Annotated in this window: 15 protein-coding genes and 1 pseudogene; 4 read left to right on the top strand and 12 right to left on the bottom strand. The window is 72.2% G+C overall.

Going from position 1 to position 17,747, the window contains the following annotated elements:
- Positions 1-17 precede the first annotated feature (17 nt).
- The 8 genes and pseudogenes from PUR53_RS24235 to PUR53_RS24200 all read right to left on the bottom strand — a co-directional run bounded on the left by PUR53_RS24235 (position 18) and on the right by PUR53_RS24200 (position 6,275).
- Positions 18-437 (bottom strand): hypothetical protein, encoded by a 420-nt coding sequence (locus PUR53_RS24235; protein ID WP_329909631.1) that lies wholly within the window; start codon positions 435-437, stop codon positions 18-20.
- Between the two features lie 135 nt (positions 438-572).
- Complete coding sequence (locus PUR53_RS24230) at positions 573-1,328, bottom strand: metallophosphoesterase family protein (RefSeq protein WP_329896317.1); 756 nt, start codon at positions 1,326-1,328, stop codon at positions 573-575.
- Positions 1,325-1,666, bottom strand: a complete 342-nt coding sequence (locus PUR53_RS24225) for a BON domain-containing protein (RefSeq protein ID WP_329896316.1) — start codon at positions 1,664-1,666, stop codon at positions 1,325-1,327. The genes PUR53_RS24230 and PUR53_RS24225 overlap by 4 nt, the downstream gene beginning before the upstream one ends.
- Positions 1,650-2,267, bottom strand: a complete 618-nt coding sequence (locus tag PUR53_RS24220) for a nucleotidyltransferase family protein (RefSeq protein ID WP_329896315.1) — start codon at positions 2,265-2,267, stop codon at positions 1,650-1,652. The genes PUR53_RS24225 and PUR53_RS24220 overlap by 17 nt, the downstream gene beginning before the upstream one ends.
- Positions 2,268-2,411: 144 nt before the next feature.
- Positions 2,412-3,173: a hypothetical protein gene (locus PUR53_RS24215; RefSeq protein ID WP_329909630.1), complete on the bottom strand. Its 762-nt coding sequence runs from the start codon at positions 3,171-3,173 to the stop codon at positions 2,412-2,414.
- Positions 3,174-4,044: 871 nt separating this feature from the next.
- Positions 4,045-4,292 (bottom strand): annotated as a pseudogene (locus PUR53_RS24210) (hypothetical protein); the annotation flags it as partial.
- A 13-nt stretch (positions 4,293-4,305) separates the two neighbouring features.
- Positions 4,306-5,550 (bottom strand): MFS transporter, encoded by a 1,245-nt coding sequence (locus PUR53_RS24205; RefSeq protein WP_329896298.1) that lies wholly within the window; start codon positions 5,548-5,550, stop codon positions 4,306-4,308.
- A 182-nt stretch (positions 5,551-5,732) separates the two neighbouring features.
- Positions 5,733-6,275, bottom strand: coding sequence for an SDR family NAD(P)-dependent oxidoreductase (locus PUR53_RS24200; RefSeq protein WP_329896297.1), 543 nt, complete (start codon positions 6,273-6,275; stop codon positions 5,733-5,735).
- A 197-nt stretch (positions 6,276-6,472) separates the two neighbouring features.
- Here PUR53_RS24200 and PUR53_RS24195 point away from each other — a divergent pair, with 197 nt between their 5' ends.
- Positions 6,473-9,793, top strand: coding sequence for a BTAD domain-containing putative transcriptional regulator (locus tag PUR53_RS24195; RefSeq protein WP_329909629.1), 3,321 nt, complete (start codon positions 6,473-6,475; stop codon positions 9,791-9,793).
- A 204-nt stretch (positions 9,794-9,997) separates the two neighbouring features.
- Here the strand turns inward: PUR53_RS24195 and PUR53_RS24190 are convergent, their stop codons facing one another.
- Positions 9,998-10,822, bottom strand: coding sequence for a DUF1684 domain-containing protein (locus PUR53_RS24190; protein ID WP_329896295.1), 825 nt, complete (start codon positions 10,820-10,822; stop codon positions 9,998-10,000).
- Between the two features lie 147 nt (positions 10,823-10,969).
- Positions 10,970-11,893: an LLM class F420-dependent oxidoreductase gene (locus tag PUR53_RS24185; protein WP_329896294.1), complete on the bottom strand. Its 924-nt coding sequence runs from the start codon at positions 11,891-11,893 to the stop codon at positions 10,970-10,972.
- 446 nt (positions 11,894-12,339) lie between these two features.
- On the opposite strand from PUR53_RS24185, the gene panD reads away from it, so the two are divergent.
- Both panD and PUR53_RS24175 read left to right on the top strand, forming a co-directional pair.
- Positions 12,340-12,759 carry an aspartate 1-decarboxylase gene (gene panD / locus PUR53_RS24180; protein WP_239759048.1) on the top strand — a complete coding sequence of 140 codons (420 nt, stop codon included), beginning with the start codon at positions 12,340-12,342 and terminating at the stop codon, positions 12,757-12,759.
- Between the two features lie 47 nt (positions 12,760-12,806).
- Positions 12,807-13,151, top strand: coding sequence for a GNAT family N-acetyltransferase (locus PUR53_RS24175; RefSeq protein ID WP_329896293.1), 345 nt, complete (start codon positions 12,807-12,809; stop codon positions 13,149-13,151).
- Positions 13,152-13,614: 463 nt separating this feature from the next.
- Here PUR53_RS24175 and gndA read toward each other — a convergent pair whose 3' ends face one another.
- Positions 13,615-15,054 (bottom strand): NADP-dependent phosphogluconate dehydrogenase, encoded by a 1,440-nt coding sequence (gene gndA / locus PUR53_RS24170; protein ID WP_329896292.1) that lies wholly within the window; start codon positions 15,052-15,054, stop codon positions 13,615-13,617.
- A gap of 335 nt (positions 15,055-15,389) precedes the next feature.
- Here gndA and PUR53_RS24165 point away from each other — a divergent pair, with 335 nt between their 5' ends.
- Entirely contained in the window at positions 15,390-16,517 is a 1,128-nt protein-coding gene (locus PUR53_RS24165) for a transglycosylase family protein (protein ID WP_329909628.1), read from the top strand.
- A gap of 46 nt (positions 16,518-16,563) precedes the next feature.
- Here the strand turns inward: PUR53_RS24165 and PUR53_RS24160 are convergent, their stop codons facing one another.
- Entirely contained in the window at positions 16,564-17,691 is a 1,128-nt protein-coding gene (locus tag PUR53_RS24160; protein ID WP_329909627.1) for a DMT family transporter, read from the bottom strand.
- Positions 17,692-17,747: the final 56 nt, after the last annotated feature.

Raw genomic sequence — 17,747 nt, 5'->3', positions numbered from 1 at the left:
TGACACGCACGACGTCCTCACCCACCCTTCAGCAGACACTGGTAGGGCCGCTCCGGACGCGGGGTGCACCCGGCGGCGACGACCTTCCAACCGTCGGAGAACCGCGACAGGAACAAGGTGTCCGCCGAGAACTCCACCCGGGCCTGGCGTCCGGCGACATCGACGCCCTCGACCTCGTCCTCCGCCGCCGCGACGAACGGAACGTGCTCCTCGACGACGGCCTCCTCGCACGGCGTCCCCGAGGACTGCTCGACCTCGTCCCGGACACCCGGCGCCAGCACCGCGCACAGGGCGACCCCGTCCTCCGCGCCCAGCGCCCGCTCGAAGTCGACGGCCGCGTCCCGGGCCGCCGTACGCCGCTCCTCGACCGACCCGCAGCCGGTCGTCAGCAGCAGGACGGCACCCGCCGCGACCCCCCACCGCCACCGCCAGGGCATCCGGGACCTCCCGTTCGGCCGTCCGCGCACATGTCGGCGCACACATGTCGACGGACGGTAATCCCGCCGCCCGGCCCACGCCCCGGTGCCGCGCGACAGGCCGGGCCCGTCGTCCCCCGGCCGGGGCAACCGGTGCTACGACCCGTCCCCGCCCGCGCCACGGCCTCCGCCCACCGGCAGCCGGTACACGGCGAAGGCCCGCCGGATCACCGGCTGGGCGACATTGCGCACCCGCACCCCACCGCTGGTGATGCCGTGCTCGGTGCCCAGATGGGCGTGGCCGTGGACGGCGAGATCGGCTCCCGACTCGTCCATCGCCTCGGCCAGCAGGTAACTGCCCAGGAACGGGTAGATCTCCAGCGGTTCACCGACGAGCGTGTCCGGTACGGGGGAGAAGTGGGTGAGCGCGATACGGACCGCGCAGCCGTCCTCCGCCAACTCGTCCAGCGCGCGGCGCAGTCCGTCCGCGAGCCCCCGGGTGTGACGGACGAAGGCCTTCATCTCGGGTTCGCCGAACTCGCTGCCGCTGCGCCCGGCGAAGCCGCCGCCGAACCCCTTAGTGCCGGCCACCCCGACCCGTACCCCGTCGACCGGGACGACGGTGCCCTCGCCCTCCAGCACGGTCACCCCCGCGTCCCGCAGCACGGCCGTCACGTCCTCGGGTCGCTCGGCGTGGTGGTCGTGGTTGCCGAGGACGGCGACCACCGGCACGGGCAGCCCCGCCACCTCGTCGGCGACGACGCGCGCCTCCTCCGGTGTGCCGTGCCGGGTCAGGTCCCCGGCGAGCAGCAGGAGGTCGGCGTGGTCGGGCAGGGTGTCGAACGCCGGGCGGAGCAGACCTCGGCTGTCCAGCCCCAGATGGATGTCCCCGACGGCCGCGACCCGGATCACGACAGCTCCTCGGGACGGTCCGGCGCGGTGACGTCGGCCAGTGCGATGTCCGCCCGCACGGGCACACCCGGCAGCTCCTCCGCCGCGAGGCGCAGGATCGCCTCCCGATCGGCTGCGGTGGACGCCGTGCCGGTGATGTGCACGGCGTCGCCGCGCGCCTCGATCCGCATCCCGAGCTCGGCCAGAACGCTCCGGGCGAGCCGCTCCTCCAGATGGGCTATGCGGTACTCGGTGTGCGCCGGCGGTTGTGCGGCGTGGTGTGCTGGGGCAGTTGCCGACGGTTGTGAGGTGTGTTCTTCCGGGCCGTCCGCCCGCGGGTGGTCATGTCCTGTCGCCATCGCCGGTCTCCTCCGGCTCGATCACGTTGAGGCGCTCCAGCAGGAAGAGGAACGCGGCCGGCATCGGCTCGGCACCGCACTCCTGCCGCACCCGGCCCCAGTCGATCTTCTCGCGCAGCGTGCGGGCGATCGGCAGCACGGCACCGAAGTCGCAGTAGTGCTCGGAGAACGCCAGGAGACGCCCGACGAGCAGATCCGTCGCCGCCAGCACGGGCATCCACACGGACTGGACCGACAGCACCTCCGCCCGGTCCAGCAGTTCGCGGCTGACCGGAGCCCGGGACGGCCGGAAGATCAGGTCGACCTCCTGGCCCTGGCTCCGGGTCTTCAGCAGCCAGTCCTCGGGCGGCTCGACCACGGTCAGCCCCGCTTCCTCCAGCGTGCCGGTGACCGCCTCGATGTCCTCCGGCAGCACGCAGAAGTCGACGTCGTGCTGGAGCGTCCCCGGGCCGCCGTGGGCGTACACCGCGACGCCGCCCGCCAGCGCGAAGGGATGCCCACCGGCCTTGAGCAGCGAAGCGACCTCCTTGGCCGCTTCGAGGATGGCCTGGGTCCGATCGGGAGGGAGCCCGTCGTCGTCCGGGCCGGCGAGATCGCCCATGCCTTCCACGATAGTGCGACCCCGGCCGATGGCCATACGTGCGGGCGCACGAGCTCACCCTGAGTCATCGCGGCAGGTCGGAGCGGTGGAGCTCGGGCACGGTGCCGTGCCCGCGCAAGGCGGCTTCGGCGGTGAGCCCGCCGGTCAGCGCGTGGAGAGCTTGGCGTCGTGGTCCTGCGAACGCGAACGCGAACGCGAACCCGGGGCCGGGGCATGCGGGTCCCCGGCCGACGGGGTGTCGATCCGCAGATGACGCAGCATCAGAGCGGCCGGCCCTGCGGCGACGAACATCACGCCGGCCGCCGTGCAGGAGGCGAGCTGCATGCCCTCGGTGAACGCCTCCCGGCTCGCCGTCAGCAGCAACCCCGCGACGTCGGCCGGCAGCTGCGCGGCGACCTGTACTGCACCGCCCAGCGTCTCGTGCGCGACCTCGCTCGCCGTCTCGGGGATCCCCGACGGCATGTCGTCGTCCATGGACCGGCGGTAGACGGCGGCACCGATGCTGCCGAGGACCGCGATACCGAGAGCGCCACCGAACTCGGCGCAGGTCTCGGACAGTCCGGAGGCCGAGCCCGCGCGCTCCGGTGGCGCGGCGGCGATGATCAGGTCGGCGGCGAGCGTCGGTACGACCCCCACACCGGCCGCCATCATCGTGGCGCCCGTGATGACGAGGGGGAGTTCGGAATCGGCCTCGACCTGCGCGATGACCCCGAACCCCGCCGAGGCGAGCAGGAGCGCGGCGGAGATGACGTACGCGGGCCGGACGCTCCGCACGAGGACGGTGGCGAGGGTCGCGCCGACCATCGTCGCGCCGGCGGCCGGCAGGGTCCACAGACCGGCGCTCCACGGCCGCAGTCCGTACACCAGCTGCAGATACTGCGAGGTGAACAGGCCGAAGCCGACCATGGCGTACGTCGGGCCCCGCCACCCCTGGCCTCCGTGCCGAGGGCGACCGGCGACTCCCGCGCCTCCCAGAGGCCCGCCACCGACGAGGTCGCCCGGAGCACAGGCAACCGATGGGGCAGCGGATGAAGGCAGCGGATGGGCAGTGGCCCCGAACGCGCCACCCCCTACTAGGCCGAGCAGGGCGATGATCTCCTTGCCGTTGAGGGGCACAGGGACGCCGGGCAACCGCTCATGGACGGCTCGCTCGGCCGCCGCGCGCTCCTCGGACTCGCGCTCGGCCTGCTCTCTCGCGTCCAGCGATGTGAGCGGTCGACACCGTCGAGTCAGGCACGAGTCCTGCGACGGGCCAAGAAGGCGAAGACCGCCAGCACCACTCCGCTCACTGCCGCGATCACGCCGAGCACCGTCGGAACAGCGTCGCCAGTGATGGTTCCTGCGACGCACGCGCACATTCCGCCGACGATCGAAAGTGCGGAAAAGGCGCCAACTCCTCTTATCGCGGCACCCATCGACTCATCTGCATCTCCCCCTCGCACTCCGGCGCTCCTTCCGCAGTCCCGGCCACACCACTGCCGACTCCCGTACCGGCAACCAAGTCCCCTGCGTGAGAACCCTCAACCGTCCTCCGTCACCCCTCCTCGGGGTCGAGCCCGCTGAAGGAATCCAACAAGCGGGCGCACAGCACGCAGGATCTGATCGCCCCTTCGAGGAAGGTGAGGACGGCTCTCACCAATGTGCCATCGTCAGCGCCGGCGCCGGCGCCTCCGCGGGGCGCCGGGTAGCGGCCCAACGCGTCCCGGCGGCCCTGAGCTTCCTGTCGTGGCGTGACAGAAGGTCGGGTGATAGAGCGACGAAGATCGATGCCACTGTGTCAGCGTGTCCGCGCATAGCGGTTGTTCGGGCGCTGCAGACGCAGGTGCCCCCGGAGAGTCGTGGTGTCGTACGCGGGCAGTGGGCCGGGACGCAGCTGGAAGCCGTCGAGCCCTGCGGTGCGCCAGTCGAGCATCAGGTCGGCGAGATCGCCGGGAGTACCGGCGAAGATCTCGGCGCGGAGGCGTGGGCGAGGCTCGTCAGCAGCGGCTGACCCTGCGGCGGGCGCGGCGTGATCGAGGGGCTCCGATTTTTGGTCGTCCTACGCGGCGGGCCGCCTGGCGGGGAAGCCGTGGCCGCGTGCGGAGAAGACGACCGCGAGGACCGGCAGCAGGAGCAGGAGGACGGTCCAAGGGAAGGCGTCGCTGCCGATCAGGTCGAGCAGGATGCCGCCGATGATCCCCCCGCCTGCCATGGCGACGTTCCACAGCGTGACGAGCATCGCCTGTGCGGCGTCGGCGTGATCGCCGCCCGCGTCGCCTGCGGCGGTCTGCAGCAGGGTGGGCACGCCGCCCCACCCCAGGCCCCACAGGACGGCGGCGACGTAGACGAGGGCGGTGTGATCCGCGAGGACGGCCAGGAGCGCCGCGGCCACGGCGACCAGCAGGGTGCTGGTGATCGTGAGACCGCGCAGTCGGTGGTGGATCTGGGCGCCGACGATCCAGATGCTCGCCAGTGAGGCGGCACCGAAGACCAGGAGCACCAGGTCGGTGTTGTCACTCATGCCCAGGTCGTCGAGGAAGCTGGCGATGTAGGCGTACAGGATGGTGTGGGCCAGCACGAAGACGAGAGTGACGAACAGGACCGGGGTCACGCCCGGGACGCGCAGGGCGTGCAGCATCTTCGGCTGTTCGCCGCGTTCCTGGCCCGGGTAGTCCGGCACGGTCGCGACGATCCACAGCAGAAGCACCACGGTGAGGGCGGTCATCGCGAGGAACGCCACGCGCCAGTCGGTCACCTTGCCGAGGAAGGTTCCGGCGGGCACGCCGAGCGAGAGCGCGAGGGGAATGCCCGCCATGGCGATGGCGATGGCCCTGCCCTGGAGATGAACGGGTGCCATGCGCCGCGCGTACCCGGCGAGCAGTGCCCAGGCCAGACCGGCCGCCACACCCGCGACGAACCGCGCCACCATCGTCAGACCGTAGTGGGACGACACCGCGGTGACGGTGTTGGCGAGGGCGAAGCCGCCCATGGCGGTCAACAGCAGCCGCTTGCGCCGCCAGCCCGCGGTGGCCGCCGTCAGCGGGATCGCGGTCAGGGCGGTGCCGATGGCGTAGATGGTGACGGTCTGCCCGGTCGCCGACTCGCTCACGTGCAGGTCGTCGCTCATCGCGGGCAGCAGACCGGCGGGGAGGGTCTCGGTGAGGCTGGTGATGAAGACGGCGGTGGCCAGGGCGAGGAGGGCGAGGAGGGGGAGCTTCTGCTGCTCCTCGCCCCCGCTGCTCGAACCTGATGCGGCGCTGGTTGCTGAGGCGGAACCGGCCGCGGTGTCGGGTGGTGTGCTCATGTGGTGTGCTCCGGGGGTTCTGGGGACGTGTTGTCATCCGGCCGCAAGACGTGTTGTCTTCTGGCCGCACGGGGTGCGGTGTCCGGGCTGGGCGCGGGGTGTCGTGTCGGGGACCGGTCACGTGCTTCCGGTGCCGCGTGCTTGCGGGTCGTGGCCGGCCGTGGGGTTCCGTGGCCGCCTGATCACCGCTGACCGAGGCCGCCGTCGACGGGGAGCCGGGCGCCCGTCGTGAAGGTCGCGTCCGTTGCCAGGAAGAGCGCGGCACGAGCCACCTCCTCGGCGGCGCCGAGACGGCCCAGCGGCGGCAGGGGTACGGAGCCGCCGTCGGACGCCTCGATACAGCCCGGGGCCACCGCGTTGACGCGGATACCACGGGAGGCGAGCTCTGTGGCGAACGCGGGCACGGAGGCCGGGGACGGGGCGGAGGCGGTGAGTACGATCGCGCCACCGTCCTTCAGGCTCGGTAGCAGCAGCCGTGCGGTCGACACGGCGTCTGCGAACAGGAGATCGACGTCGGCAATGGGCCGGAGGCAGTCCTCCAGCTCGGCCGGTGCGACGACACGGGCGGCGGAGCCCAGCTCGCCACTCAGCAGGGCGCGCTCGTGCGGAGTCCGGGCGGTCAGCAGGACCTCCGCGCCGCCTTCCACGAGGCGCTTGGCGATGGCCAGGCCGATTCCGTTCGTCTCACCGACGACCACGGCCCTTGTGCCCGCGTATTTGGTCATGCGTCACGCTCCCTCCCCGCAATGCCGTTCTCGCCGGGCGTGCGGTGCCACCCGGCGGGAACGACTGTGCGCGGCGACGCTTCGGGAAACCTTCGGAACGGCTGCGGATCGGTGCTGTGAGCGGAAGGGGCTGGGGCACACCGGGGTCAGGATCCGTAGCCACCTGGACATATGCAGGTACATATACAGTGACTCGCATGCGGTTCGGGGTGCTTGGGTCACTGGTGGTGTGGGACGACGAGGGGCAGGCGGTCACGGTCCCCGAGGTGAAGGTCCGGGCGCTGCTCGCGGACCTGCTCGCGCACGACGGCGGCCCGGTCGCGACGGACCGCCTCATCCACGACCTGTGGGGCGACCGGCCGCCGGGCAGACCGGCGGGCGCTCTGCAGGCCAGGGTCTCCCAACTACGTCGGGTCCTCGGCCGGGACCGGGTGGTGCGGCAACCCCCTGGCTATCGGCTGCGGTTCGACGGCGACGCCGACGAGGTGGACGCCGTGCGGTTCGGCGCACTCGTCGCCGAGGCTCGCCGTGTACGGGACCCGGGCGCCCGGGCCGCACTGCTCACGGACGCCCTCGAGCTCTGGAGGGGTCCCGCGTACGCGGACTTCGCCGACGAGGAGTTCGTACGGGGAACCGCGCAGCGCCTCGAGGAACAGCGACTGTCCGTGGTGGAGGAACAGGCGGAGGCGCGGCTGGAGGCGGGAGACCATGTGCTCCTCGCGGGAGAGCTCGCCGACCTCGTGACCCGGCACCCGCTGCGGGAACGCTTACGCGCCCTGCAGATGCGGGCCCTGTATGTGACGGGACGTCAGAGCGAAGCCCTCGCTTCGTACGAGGACCTCCGGTGCCGTCTGGCCGGGGAGCTGGGGGTCGATCCCAGTCCCGAACTCAGCGCACTGCACCAAGCGTTGCTACGGCAGGACCCGGAGCTGATACCCGGAGCCACGGCACCCGGCGGGGGGAAGGAGGACCGGCTTCCCCCGAGTTCTGGGCAAGAACGCCTGCCCACCGCGATCGAGAACCGGCCCGTGCCGGGTGTCCCCTCGAACCTGCCCGCTCCCCTCACCGCACTCATCGGCCGACGCCAGGCCCTCACCGACCTCTCTCAACTCCTCGCCTCCACACGGCTGGTCACCCTCACCGGCCCCGGCGGCGTCGGCAAGACCCGTCTGGCCGTGGCGGCGGGCGCCGCGGCCGGAGCCGACACCGGTGAACTCTCCGACGGCGTCTGGCTCGTCGAACTCGCCGGCCTCCGCGCCGGTGACGCCGCCGACCTCGCCCAGGTCGTCGCCACCACCCTCGGTGTCAGGGACGACGCTCCCACCGTCGTACCGGGTGCCCGCACCGGCGCCGCCTCCCCCGTGCACCGTCTCGCCGCCGCCCTGCGGGACCGTCGCACCCTGCTCGTCCTGGACAACTGCGAGCACGTCGTCGACGCCGCCGCCGAACTCACCGAGGCACTCCTGCGCACCGCCCCCGGCGTGCGCGTCCTGGCCACCAGTCAGGAACCGCTCGGCCTGACGGGCGAGGCGGTGTTCCTGGTGGAGCCCCTGCCGAGCGCCGACGCCGTGCGGCTGTTCCTGGAGCGCGCGGCCGCCTCCGCACCGGGCTTTCCGCTCGACCAGGACGCGTCCGACCCGGACGACCAGGCTGCCGTCGTGGAGATCTGCCGTCGCCTCGACGGCATTCCGCTCGCCCTCGAACTCGCCGCGACCCGTGTACGCGCACTGGGCGTGAAGGAGCTGGCCGCCCGTCTCGGGGACCGGTTCCGGGTCCTGACCTCGGGACGGCGGGGGGCACCGGCCCGCCAGCAGACCCTGCGGGCAGTGATCGACTGGAGCTGGGAACTGCTCAGCGCACCCGAGCGGATCGTTCTGCGCCGTCTGGCCGCCTTCAGCGACGGCTGTGACCTGGAAGCCGCCGAAGCGGTGTGTGCGGGGGAGGGCGTCGCCCGGGAGGAAGTGCTCGACCTTGTGACGCGGCTGGTCGACCGGTCCTTGGTGGCCGTCGTGGACGCGCCGACCGGGCCACGGTACCGGCTCCTGGAGTCCGTCTCCGTGTACGCGAGGGAACGGCTGCACGAATTGGAGGACCTCACCGCCGTACGCGACCGTCATCTGCGCCACTGCGTCGCGCTCGCCGAACGCGCGGAGCCCCAGCTGCGCACCGCAGGGCAGCAGCCCTGGCTCGCCCGGCTGGACGCCGAGGCCGGCAATCTGCGCGTGGCGCTCGACGAGGCGGTACGTCGTGCGGCACTGGGTGACGCGGACGAGGCCACGCGGCTCGCCACCGCCCTGTCCTGGTGGTGGCTCCTGCGCGGCCGCCTGACCGAGGCCCGCCGCAGCCTGCGGGCCGTACTCGACACACGCGCGCAGGACGCCCGTTCCCCTCGTCACCCCGCGGAACTGACCCTGCTGCATGCCGCGTTCGCGCTCCTCACCGGCGACCGTGGCGAGGTGGCCGCCGCCGTCCGTACCGCTGACGCCGTCCCCGACCCCGTACGCCGCGCCCGCGGCCTCTGGCTGTGCGCGTACGGCCTGTTCAGTGCGGGCGCCACGGCCGACGGCGACGAGCTGAACAACCGTGCCCTCGCCCTGTCCGACTCCACGGGGGATCAGTGGGGCACCGCCGCCGCGCTCGGCCTGCGGGCGATGCTCGCTCTGGTACGCGGCGACCTCGCCGGACTCGGTCGTGACGGACTGCGCAGCGCTGATCTCTTCCGCGAACTGGGCGACCGCTGGGGAGAGTTGCAGACCGTCTCGCCGCTGGCCGCGCTGGCCGAGATCAAGGGCGACTACGAGGAAGCGGCGCGCCGCCAGCACGAAGGGCTCCGGATGGCCCGGGATCTGGGTCTGGAGGCGGAGGTCTCGGCGCGGCTCTCCGGACTCGGCCGGCTCGCCTTGCTCACCCGGGAGTGGGACCGCGCCCGCGATCTGCACGAGCAGGCCCGCCGCATCGCCCTCGAACAGGGCTACAAGTACGGCGAGATCCACTCCGAGATGGGTCTCGCCCTGGGCGCACGCCGGTCCGGCGACCTGGACGCCGCCGAGGCACACCTGCTGCACATCCGTGACGGCTACGCGGATGTGTCGTCCCAGGCGGGCGACCACCTGCTCCTGGCCGAGCTCGGTTTCCTCGCCGAACTCCGCGGCGAGGTGGTCCGGGCCACCGCGCACCATCTGCGTGGCCTGGAGGTCGCGCGCTCCCTCGGCGAGCCGCGTGCCCTCGCCCTGTCGTTGGAGGGCCTCGCAGGTGCGGCGGCCCTGCACGGTCACGAACGTGCCGCCGCGTGCGCGGCACTGCTGCTCGGTGCGGCGGACGCGGCCCGGCGCGACGTGGGAGCCCCGCTGCCGCCCGCCGAACGCGGTGACGTCGACCGCATCACGACGGCAGCCCGGGCCGCCCTGGGCGGGTCCGCCTTCACGGAGGCGTTCGACCGTGGAGCACGACTGACCGCCGAGGAGGCGGTGCTCCACGCCCGAACGACACTCGACCGACTGATGGGCGAGCCGGCTTGAGGACCGGTGGGCGTACGAGGCCGGGGATCGAGCGGTTGGTGGGTGCGTTCGGGTCCACTACGCAGTGGGCGCCGGCGCTGAGTGCTTCGTACGCCCCGCCGACGGGGAAGCGGTGGCCGGCGAGCGAAGGTCAGGATGCCGCCGGACGTGGGCTGCCCGGAGCCGCTGCCGGTCAGCAGAACACTGGTGGGTACGGCGTCCGGCTCAGGAACCGCCGCGCTCGCGGGGGATCTTCTGGCCGGCCTCGACCGCCACCGGCAGCCGGTTCTCGGCCGGGGGCAGCGGGCAGGTGGCCAGGTCCGTGTAGGCGCACGGCAGGTTCGCGGCGCGGTTGAAGTCCAGGACGACCGTGCCGTCGGCGGTGGGCGGGTCGAGGACGAGGGACCGGTTGGCGGCATAGGTGGTGACCCCGGAGGTCGCGTCGGTGAACAGCACCATCAGCCGGCCGGCACCAGGGCCGGGAAACGCGGTCAGCGACAGCGGACGCCCGTCCAGCTCGAACTCGACCCGGCCCGGAGCGTCGTACACATGCTCGAGGCCCTCGACGGCGGCGCCCACGGTGGTCGGCCGCGGAGTGTCGAAGGGGACGTAGCGCCCCGTCACGGCCCAGCGCGGATCGGGGGCGTAGGCGGGCGTTCCGGTGAAAGCCGTGCGCAGCGGCGCGTCCGGGTGCCGGGGGCGCACGATGTCCTGGCCGCCGCGCTTGGCGACCTCGATGACGGCGTCTCCCCACACGGCGTCGACACCGCCGCGCTCGGGAAGCACGCCGAAGCGGTGCTCACCGCGCACCGGCGTCCCCTCGACGACCAGTTCCTCGCCCTCGTCGAGGTCTACGACGACGCCTTCGGGGCCGGTGTGCCATGCGCCGGGCGCGTCCGGGAAGCGCTGGGGTCGGTCGTCGAGCCAGTGCAGGCCGGTGACCGCCAGGAACCCGTGCGGGGCGGCGAGCCGGGCCTCGTGGGCGCGGTACCACTCCAGCCAGGTCTCGGTGAAGGTGTGGAGGTCCGTGGTGGCGGCCTCGGTGGTCATGGGGAGTCTCCTTTGCGCCGGGATGTCTTCAGGCAGGGGGTGCGAGGGAAGCATGGGGTGCGAGGGATGCAGGGGGTTGGTGCGTCGCGCCGGGTGCACTCAGCCGACCAGCCGACCAGCCGACCAGCAGGCCAGCCAGCCAGCCGATCAGCCGGCCAGTTCGCCGAGGAGGCGCCAGGTGCGCCGGCGGTCGGCTTCTCCCGCGATCTCGGTAACAGAGAACACGACCTCGGTGGCGCCCGCGTCGCGGTAGCGGCGTACCTCGGCCTCGACTGTCTTCTCGTCGCCGATCACGGCCAGGTCGGCGGCCCGCCGGCCGCCGGAGAGTTCGATGACCCGTGCGTAGGACGGGATCTGTTCGTAGAAGGCGAGGTTCTCGGTGGCCTTGGCCCGCACCGCGTCGACGTCGTCCGTGACCACGCCGGGCACCAGGGCCACGACCCTGGGCGCGGGGCGGCCCGCGGCCTCGGCCGCGGCGGTCAGGGCGGGCACGATGTGGTCCGCCAGGGCGCGCGGTCCCGCCAGATAGGGCAGGATCCCGTCGGCCAGCTCGCCGCTGGCCCGCAGAGCCAGCGGCCCCATCGCGGCGACGAGCAGGGGGACACCGCCCTCGGCACCCGGTACCCGCGCCGGGATCGGTGTGGTGGCGGTGAGCAGCTCGCCGTGGAAGTCGGCCGTGCCGGTCTCGGTCAACTGCCGTAGGGCGGTGAGGAATTCGCGCAGCCGGGCGATGGGCCGGTCGAAGGGCAGGCCGAAGCCCGTCTCGGTCAGCAGTTTCGTGCCCAGAGCCAGCCCGAGGTGATACCGGCCGTGGGTCGCGGCCTGGGCGGTCTGGGCCTGGCTGGAGACCAGCAGGGGGTGGCGGCCGAAGACGGGGATCGCGGAGGTGCCGACCTGCAGTGAGGGGACCGCCCGCCCGACGATCGCCGCGAGCTGGGGTGAGTCCGCGCCGAAGGTCTGCCCGAACCAGGCCGACGTGAGACCGAACTCCGCGGCCTCCTGGGCCAGTTGGACGGTCGCGTCGACCTGGTTCGGCGCGTCGGATGCGTTGAGCGCTACTCCAAGAGTCATGTCAGTTCAGAACGGGCTTCGGGCGAACCCGCATTCCGGCCCGTGTGTGACAGCTTCTTGTCAGTCATGTGTACCAAGTCTGTGTACTCAGCCATGTGCACTCAGCCATGAGGGGAAGGGCCGACCCGGGGCTCAGCCCGCCTGTGGTCGGTCCGGTGCGGACCGGTGGGGTGAGGGGCGAGCGCAGGCCGAGATTCTGCCGCGAGGCGGTACCGGTGCCGTACGGAGTACGCCGGCAGGGCGGGCGCGTACTTGTCGGAGGTCGAGCGACTCGCTTTGCGTCACCGGCCGTTGTTCGGGCCTGTGGCCTCGGACGTCAGCACAAGGTCAGTGTGAGCCCTGAGACACCCGGCGACAGCTGACCGAGTATGTGAATGGTTGTACTCTGCGGGCACCGCCCTTGACCTGCAAAGCAGGCAGGGAGCAGACGAACCGGGAGCATCTTCATGTTGCGTACTATGTTCAAGTCCAAGATCCACCGGGCCACCGTCACCCAGGCCGACCTGCACTACGTCGGGTCCGTGACCATCGACGCCGAGCTGCTCGACGCCGCCGACCTGCTGCCGGGTGAGCTCGTGCACATCGTCGACATCACCAACGGCGCCCGGCTGGAGACGTACGTCATCGAGGGCGAGCGGGGCTCCGGGGTGATCGGGATCAACGGGGCCGCGGCCCACCTCGTCCATCCCGGTGATCTGGTGATCATCATCAGTTACGCTCAGGTCTCCGACGCCGAGGCCCGCGCCCTGCGGCCCAGGGTCGTGCACGTGGACCAGGGCAACCGGATCGTGGCGCTGGGTTCGGACGCCTCCGAGCCGGTGCCGGGTTCGGACCAGCGGCGCAGCCCGCAGGCCGCCACCGTCTGAGGCTCGGGCGACCGCCCGGCGTCCCCGATCCGCACGCGAGGAGTCCCATGAGCGACGTACAGATCCGCGACGACCGGGCGGCCGGCCGACTGGAGGCCTTCGCCGGCGACGAACTGGCCGGTCACATCCAGTACTTCGTCCTCGCCTCCCCGCAGGACGCGCTCGTCCCGGTCCACACGATCGTCGAGCCCGCGTACGAGGGGCAGGGCGTCGCGGGCTCGCTGGCCCGCGAGCTGTACGGCATCGCGGCCCGCGAGGGCGCCGTCGTCGCCCCGCTGTGCCCGTACGTCGTGAAGTGGGCCGAACGCCACCCCGACGAGGCCCCCGCCGCCGATCCGGAGCTGCTGCGGGCCGCGAAGGACTGGCTGATCGCCCACCCCGAGGGCTTCTGAGCGACCGGCGGGCGAGGAGGGGTAAGGCGGCGCGGCCGACCGGGTGAGTGGCCGCGCGGGTGACGGGTACCCGTGGCACAGGTCCATGGCCGACGTACCGATGGCTGGAGGACGTGATGACACACCCCGACCCGGACCCCGTGAAGCCCGGCCCCACCCCGGGCCCGGGCCCCGACCGCCCGGAACCCTTCCCACCACCCCCGTTCCCCGACCCCGTCCCCACCCCCGACCCGGACCCCGTGCCCAACCCGCCGGGCCCGGAGCCGGTCCCGGGCGAACCGAGGCCGGGCCCGCTGTCCTAGCGGAGCGGACGGAGAAAGTGTGGCCCGGCGTGAGCTCCTCACGCCGGGCCACATGAACCAGGTTCAGGGGCGCGGGGAACTGCGCGACCAGCCACCGACGACCCGCAGCCGCCAGCCGATCAGCGCTCCCACTCCCTCAGGCGGGCTCGCTCCGGCGGCCCTCAGGCCTCGATCTCACCGCGGCCCTGCCCCCACAGCGTGTGGAACGACCCCTCGCGGTCCACCCGGCGGTACGTGTGCGCACCGAAGAAGTCCCGCTGCCCCTGCGTGAGCGCCGCGGGCAACCGCTCCGCGCGCAGCGCGTCGTAGTACGCCAGCGCCGCCGCGAACCCGGGGGTCGGCACGCCCTGCCGCGTCGCGGCGACCAGCACCTCGCGCCAGTCGTCCTGCGCCGCCGCGATCTCCTGGGCGAACGTCTCGTCGGAGAGCAGGCTCGGCAGGTCGGGGCGGGCGTCGTACGCCGCGCGGATCCGGTCGAGGAAGGCCGCGCGGATGATGCAGCCGCCACGCCAGATCGAGGCGACCTTGCCCAGGTCGATGTTCCAGTCGTACTCGTCACGGGCGGCGTCGATCTCGTGGAAGCCCTGGGTGTACGACACGATCTTGGAGGCGTACAGCGCCTGCTCGACCCGGTCGGCGAAGGCGCCCGCCTCGGCCGCGCTGAGCGGGGTGGCCTTGGGACCGGCCAGCGAACGCGAGGCGTCGCGCAGCGCGGCGTGGCCCGACAGCGAGCGCGCGAAGACGGCCTCGGCGATGCCGGAGACCGGAACGCCCAGGTCCAGCGCGATCTGGACGGTCCAGCGGCCGGTGCCCTTCTGTTCGGCCTGGTCGACGACCACGTCCACGAACGGCTTGCCGGTGGCCGCGTCCACGTGCGCCAGCACCTCGGCGGTGATCTCGATCAGGTACGAGTCGAGGCGCCCGGTGTTCCAGGTGCGGAAGATCTCGGCGATCTGCGCGGGGGTGTAGCCGGCCACGTCGCGCAGCAGCTGGTACGCCTCGCCGATCAGCTGCATGTCGGCGTACTCGATGCCGTTGTGCACCATCTTCACGAAGTGCCCGGCGCCGTCCGGACCTACGTGCGTGACACAGGGCGCGCCGTCGGCGGCCTTCGCGGAGATCTTCTCCAGCATCGGGCCGAGGGAGTCGTACGACTCGACCGGGCCGCCGGGCATGATGCTCGGGCCGTTGAGCGCGCCCTCCTCGCCGCCGGAGATGCCCGCGCCGACGAAGTGGATGCCCTGCTCGCGCAGTGCGGCCTCACGGCGGCGGGTGTCGGCGAAGTGCGCGTTGCCACCGTCGATGATCATGTCGCCGGGCTCCAGGAGCGGCGCGAACTCCTCGATCACCGCGTCCGTCGGACCGCCCGCCTTCACCATGACGACCAGGCGCCGGGGGCGCTCCAGCGCCTGGACGAAGTCCTTGGCGGTCTCGGCCGCGATGAAGTCGCCCTCGTGCCCGTGCTCCTTGATCAGCGCGTGGGTCTTCGCCGCGGAGCGGTTGTGGACCGCGACCGTGTAGCCGTTGCGGGCGAAGTTGCGGGCGAGGTTGCTCCCCATGACCGCGAGGCCGGTGACGCCGATCTGGGCTGAAGTGCTCATACGGTTGGCTCCTATGGATCCTGATATCGGTGGTGCCGTTCCTGCCCGCCAGTATTGTCCTTCCGGCCATCCTGACGTGCACCGGCCCCGTCCGCACTGCGCGGCCTGCCGGGATTGAGTACGCAGGAAGGGCCCTACCTGCCTCAATGGGGCGCGCAACCCGACGCATTGCGCGCCGTCCCTGGTCACTCGCGAGCCGGACGGGCGCACTTATGCGCCGGAGCAGGTCGCATACCCGCCACTCGCGGGACGGGAGCGGCTGAATTTTCGTCTTGTCCTGGCCGGTTCGCGGCGCTTACTTTTGCGGCTCACTGCATAGGCGAGGGGGATACTCCATGGCCGTACGCGGTCGGCACCGGCGGTACCAACCGAACAGGATCAACCGCGCCTCACTCACCGTCACGGCGGGCGGCGCGGGCATGGCGCTCCCGCTGATCGGCACCGGTGTCGCGGAAGCGGCCGATGTCGAGACCTGGGACAAGGTCGCGGCCTGTGAGTCCACCAACGACTGGAACATCAACAGCGGCAACGGCTACTACGGCGGCCTGCAGTTCAGCCAGTCCACCTGGGAGGCCTTCGGCGGCACGGCGTACGCCGCCCGCGCGGACCTGGCCACCAAGGAACAGCAGATCGCGATCGCCGAGAAGGTTCTCGACGGCCAGGGCCCCGACGCCTGGCCCGTCTGTTCGCAGCGCGCGGGTCTCACGATCGACGACGTGAAGCCCCAGACCACCCCTCAGTCGCAGGCCGGCAAGGTCGAGCGGTACACGGTGGTCCGCGGCGACACCCTCTCCGAGATCGCCGACTCCCAGGACGTCAGGGGCGGCTGGCGCAAGCTCTACGCGGCCAACCGCTCGACCATAGGCTCCGACCCGAACGTGATAATCCCTGGCCAGCGCCTGAGCCTGAATACGGCCGGCCAGAAGCAGGGCCAGAAACAGGAACCGAAGCAAGAGGCCAAGCAGGAGAAGAAACAAGAAAAGAAGCAAGAAAAGAAGCAGGAGAAGAAGCAACAGAAGCAACAGAAGCAGCAGGCGTCCGAGAAGCGGCAGGAGTCGGCGTCCCTCGTCGCCCCCGTCAGCGCCTCCCTCGGCACGCCGTACCGCGCTTCGGGCTCCTCCTGGTCGAAGGGCTACCACACGGGCGTCGACTTCCCCGTGTCGACCGGCAGCACGGTCAAGTCCGTGGCCGCCGGCGAGGTGGTCACCTCGGGCTGGGGCGGCTCCTTCGGCTACCAGGTGGTGATCCGGCACACCGACGGCCGGTACTCGCAGTACGCCCACCTCTCGGCGATCTCCGTGAAGACCGGGCAGAACGTGAGCGCCGGACAGCGCATAGGCCGCTCCGGTTCCACGGGCAACAGCTCGGGCCCGCATCTGCACTTCGAGGTGCGGACGGGGCCCGGCTTCGGCAGCGACATCGATCCGATCGCCTATCTGCGGGCGGGAGGGGTTCGGATCTGACGTGGTGGCCTGACGTGGTGCGGGAGGTCCGGTCCGGGCCTCCCGCTCAGGATTTCACGCGGTCGCGATGCCGATCGAGGAGTGCCCTGGGCACATACAGCTCATCCTGGAAGGGCAGCGGCAGCAGGCTGTGAGGGGTACCCCCCTCGTTCGCCGCGCTCTTGCCCAGGAACGGCGCCGGTACGACCACACGCCGCTCCAGGCCGATCGCGTCACCGGTGCCCGGCACCCCGGCGGTCCCGGCGGTCTGGCGCGGAAGCCCCGCGAGCAGCTTCTCCAGGGCCAGGGAGTCCCGGTCGGCGGCCGTGACCGTCGCGTCTTCGCCGGCCCCGTCCGCCCGTACCTCGTCGGCGAGCCGCTCGGTGGTCAACAGGATCAGGCCGCCCGCCGCGACGACACCGCAGCCCAGTGCGAGCAGGGTGCCGGTCGTGCCGTAGCGGAACGTCTCGCCGAACATCGTGATGCCGACCGCGGCCGCCACCACCGGGTTCACCACGGTCAGCGTGGCGAGCGGGGCCGTCAGGCCGCCGCCCCGGTACGCGGCCTGGGACAGCAGCAGACCGGCTGTCGCGAAGGCACCGATGAGTGCGAGGGTGGGCAGGTCGGAGAGCGTGACACCGTCCGTCCAGTCGACGGCGACCGTCTTGGTGAAGACCGAGGACATGCCGAACGCGACACCGGAGGCGACCGCGAGCAGGATGCTGCGGACCGCCGGGTGCCGGTGCGCCGCGTGGCCCGCCACCATCAGCGCGGCCACCGCGCCCCCGCTGACCACGGCCACCAGCACCCGCTGGGCGGTGTCCAGCGACTGCGCGTCGGCCGAGCCGACCAGGGACAGCAGGCCCGCCAGACCCACCGTCGCCATGATCGCGCCCCGCCAGGCCGTCGCGCCCGCCCTGCGGCCCACGAAGAGCGCCGCCATGGGCAGGGCGAAGACGATGGTCAGCGCGCCCAGCGGCTGCACCAGGCTCAGCGGGCCGTAGGCGAGGGCCACCACGTGCAGCAGCCCGCCGAGGCCGTTCAGCCCCACGGCGGCCCACCAGACCGGCCGGCGCAGCGGCGCGTAGGACTGGCCGGAGGAGGACACCGCGACTCGCTCCTGGACGATCGCCCCGCCCGCGTAGGCCACGGCGGAGACGAACGACAGCAGGACGGACAACGCGAGGGCGCTCATGTGCGGCTCCTCAGCGCAGTGCGGGGGCTCCCGGCCCGGCGCGGCGAACGCTCGGC

This window comes from Streptomyces sp. SP18BB07, assembly GCF_036322545.1.
In the GTDB taxonomy this organism is placed as follows: domain Bacteria; phylum Actinomycetota; class Actinomycetes; order Streptomycetales; family Streptomycetaceae; genus Streptomyces; species Streptomyces deccanensis.
The sequence above is the reverse complement of the archived record's forward strand: the minus strand, read 5'-3'. Positions and strand labels throughout refer to the sequence as shown.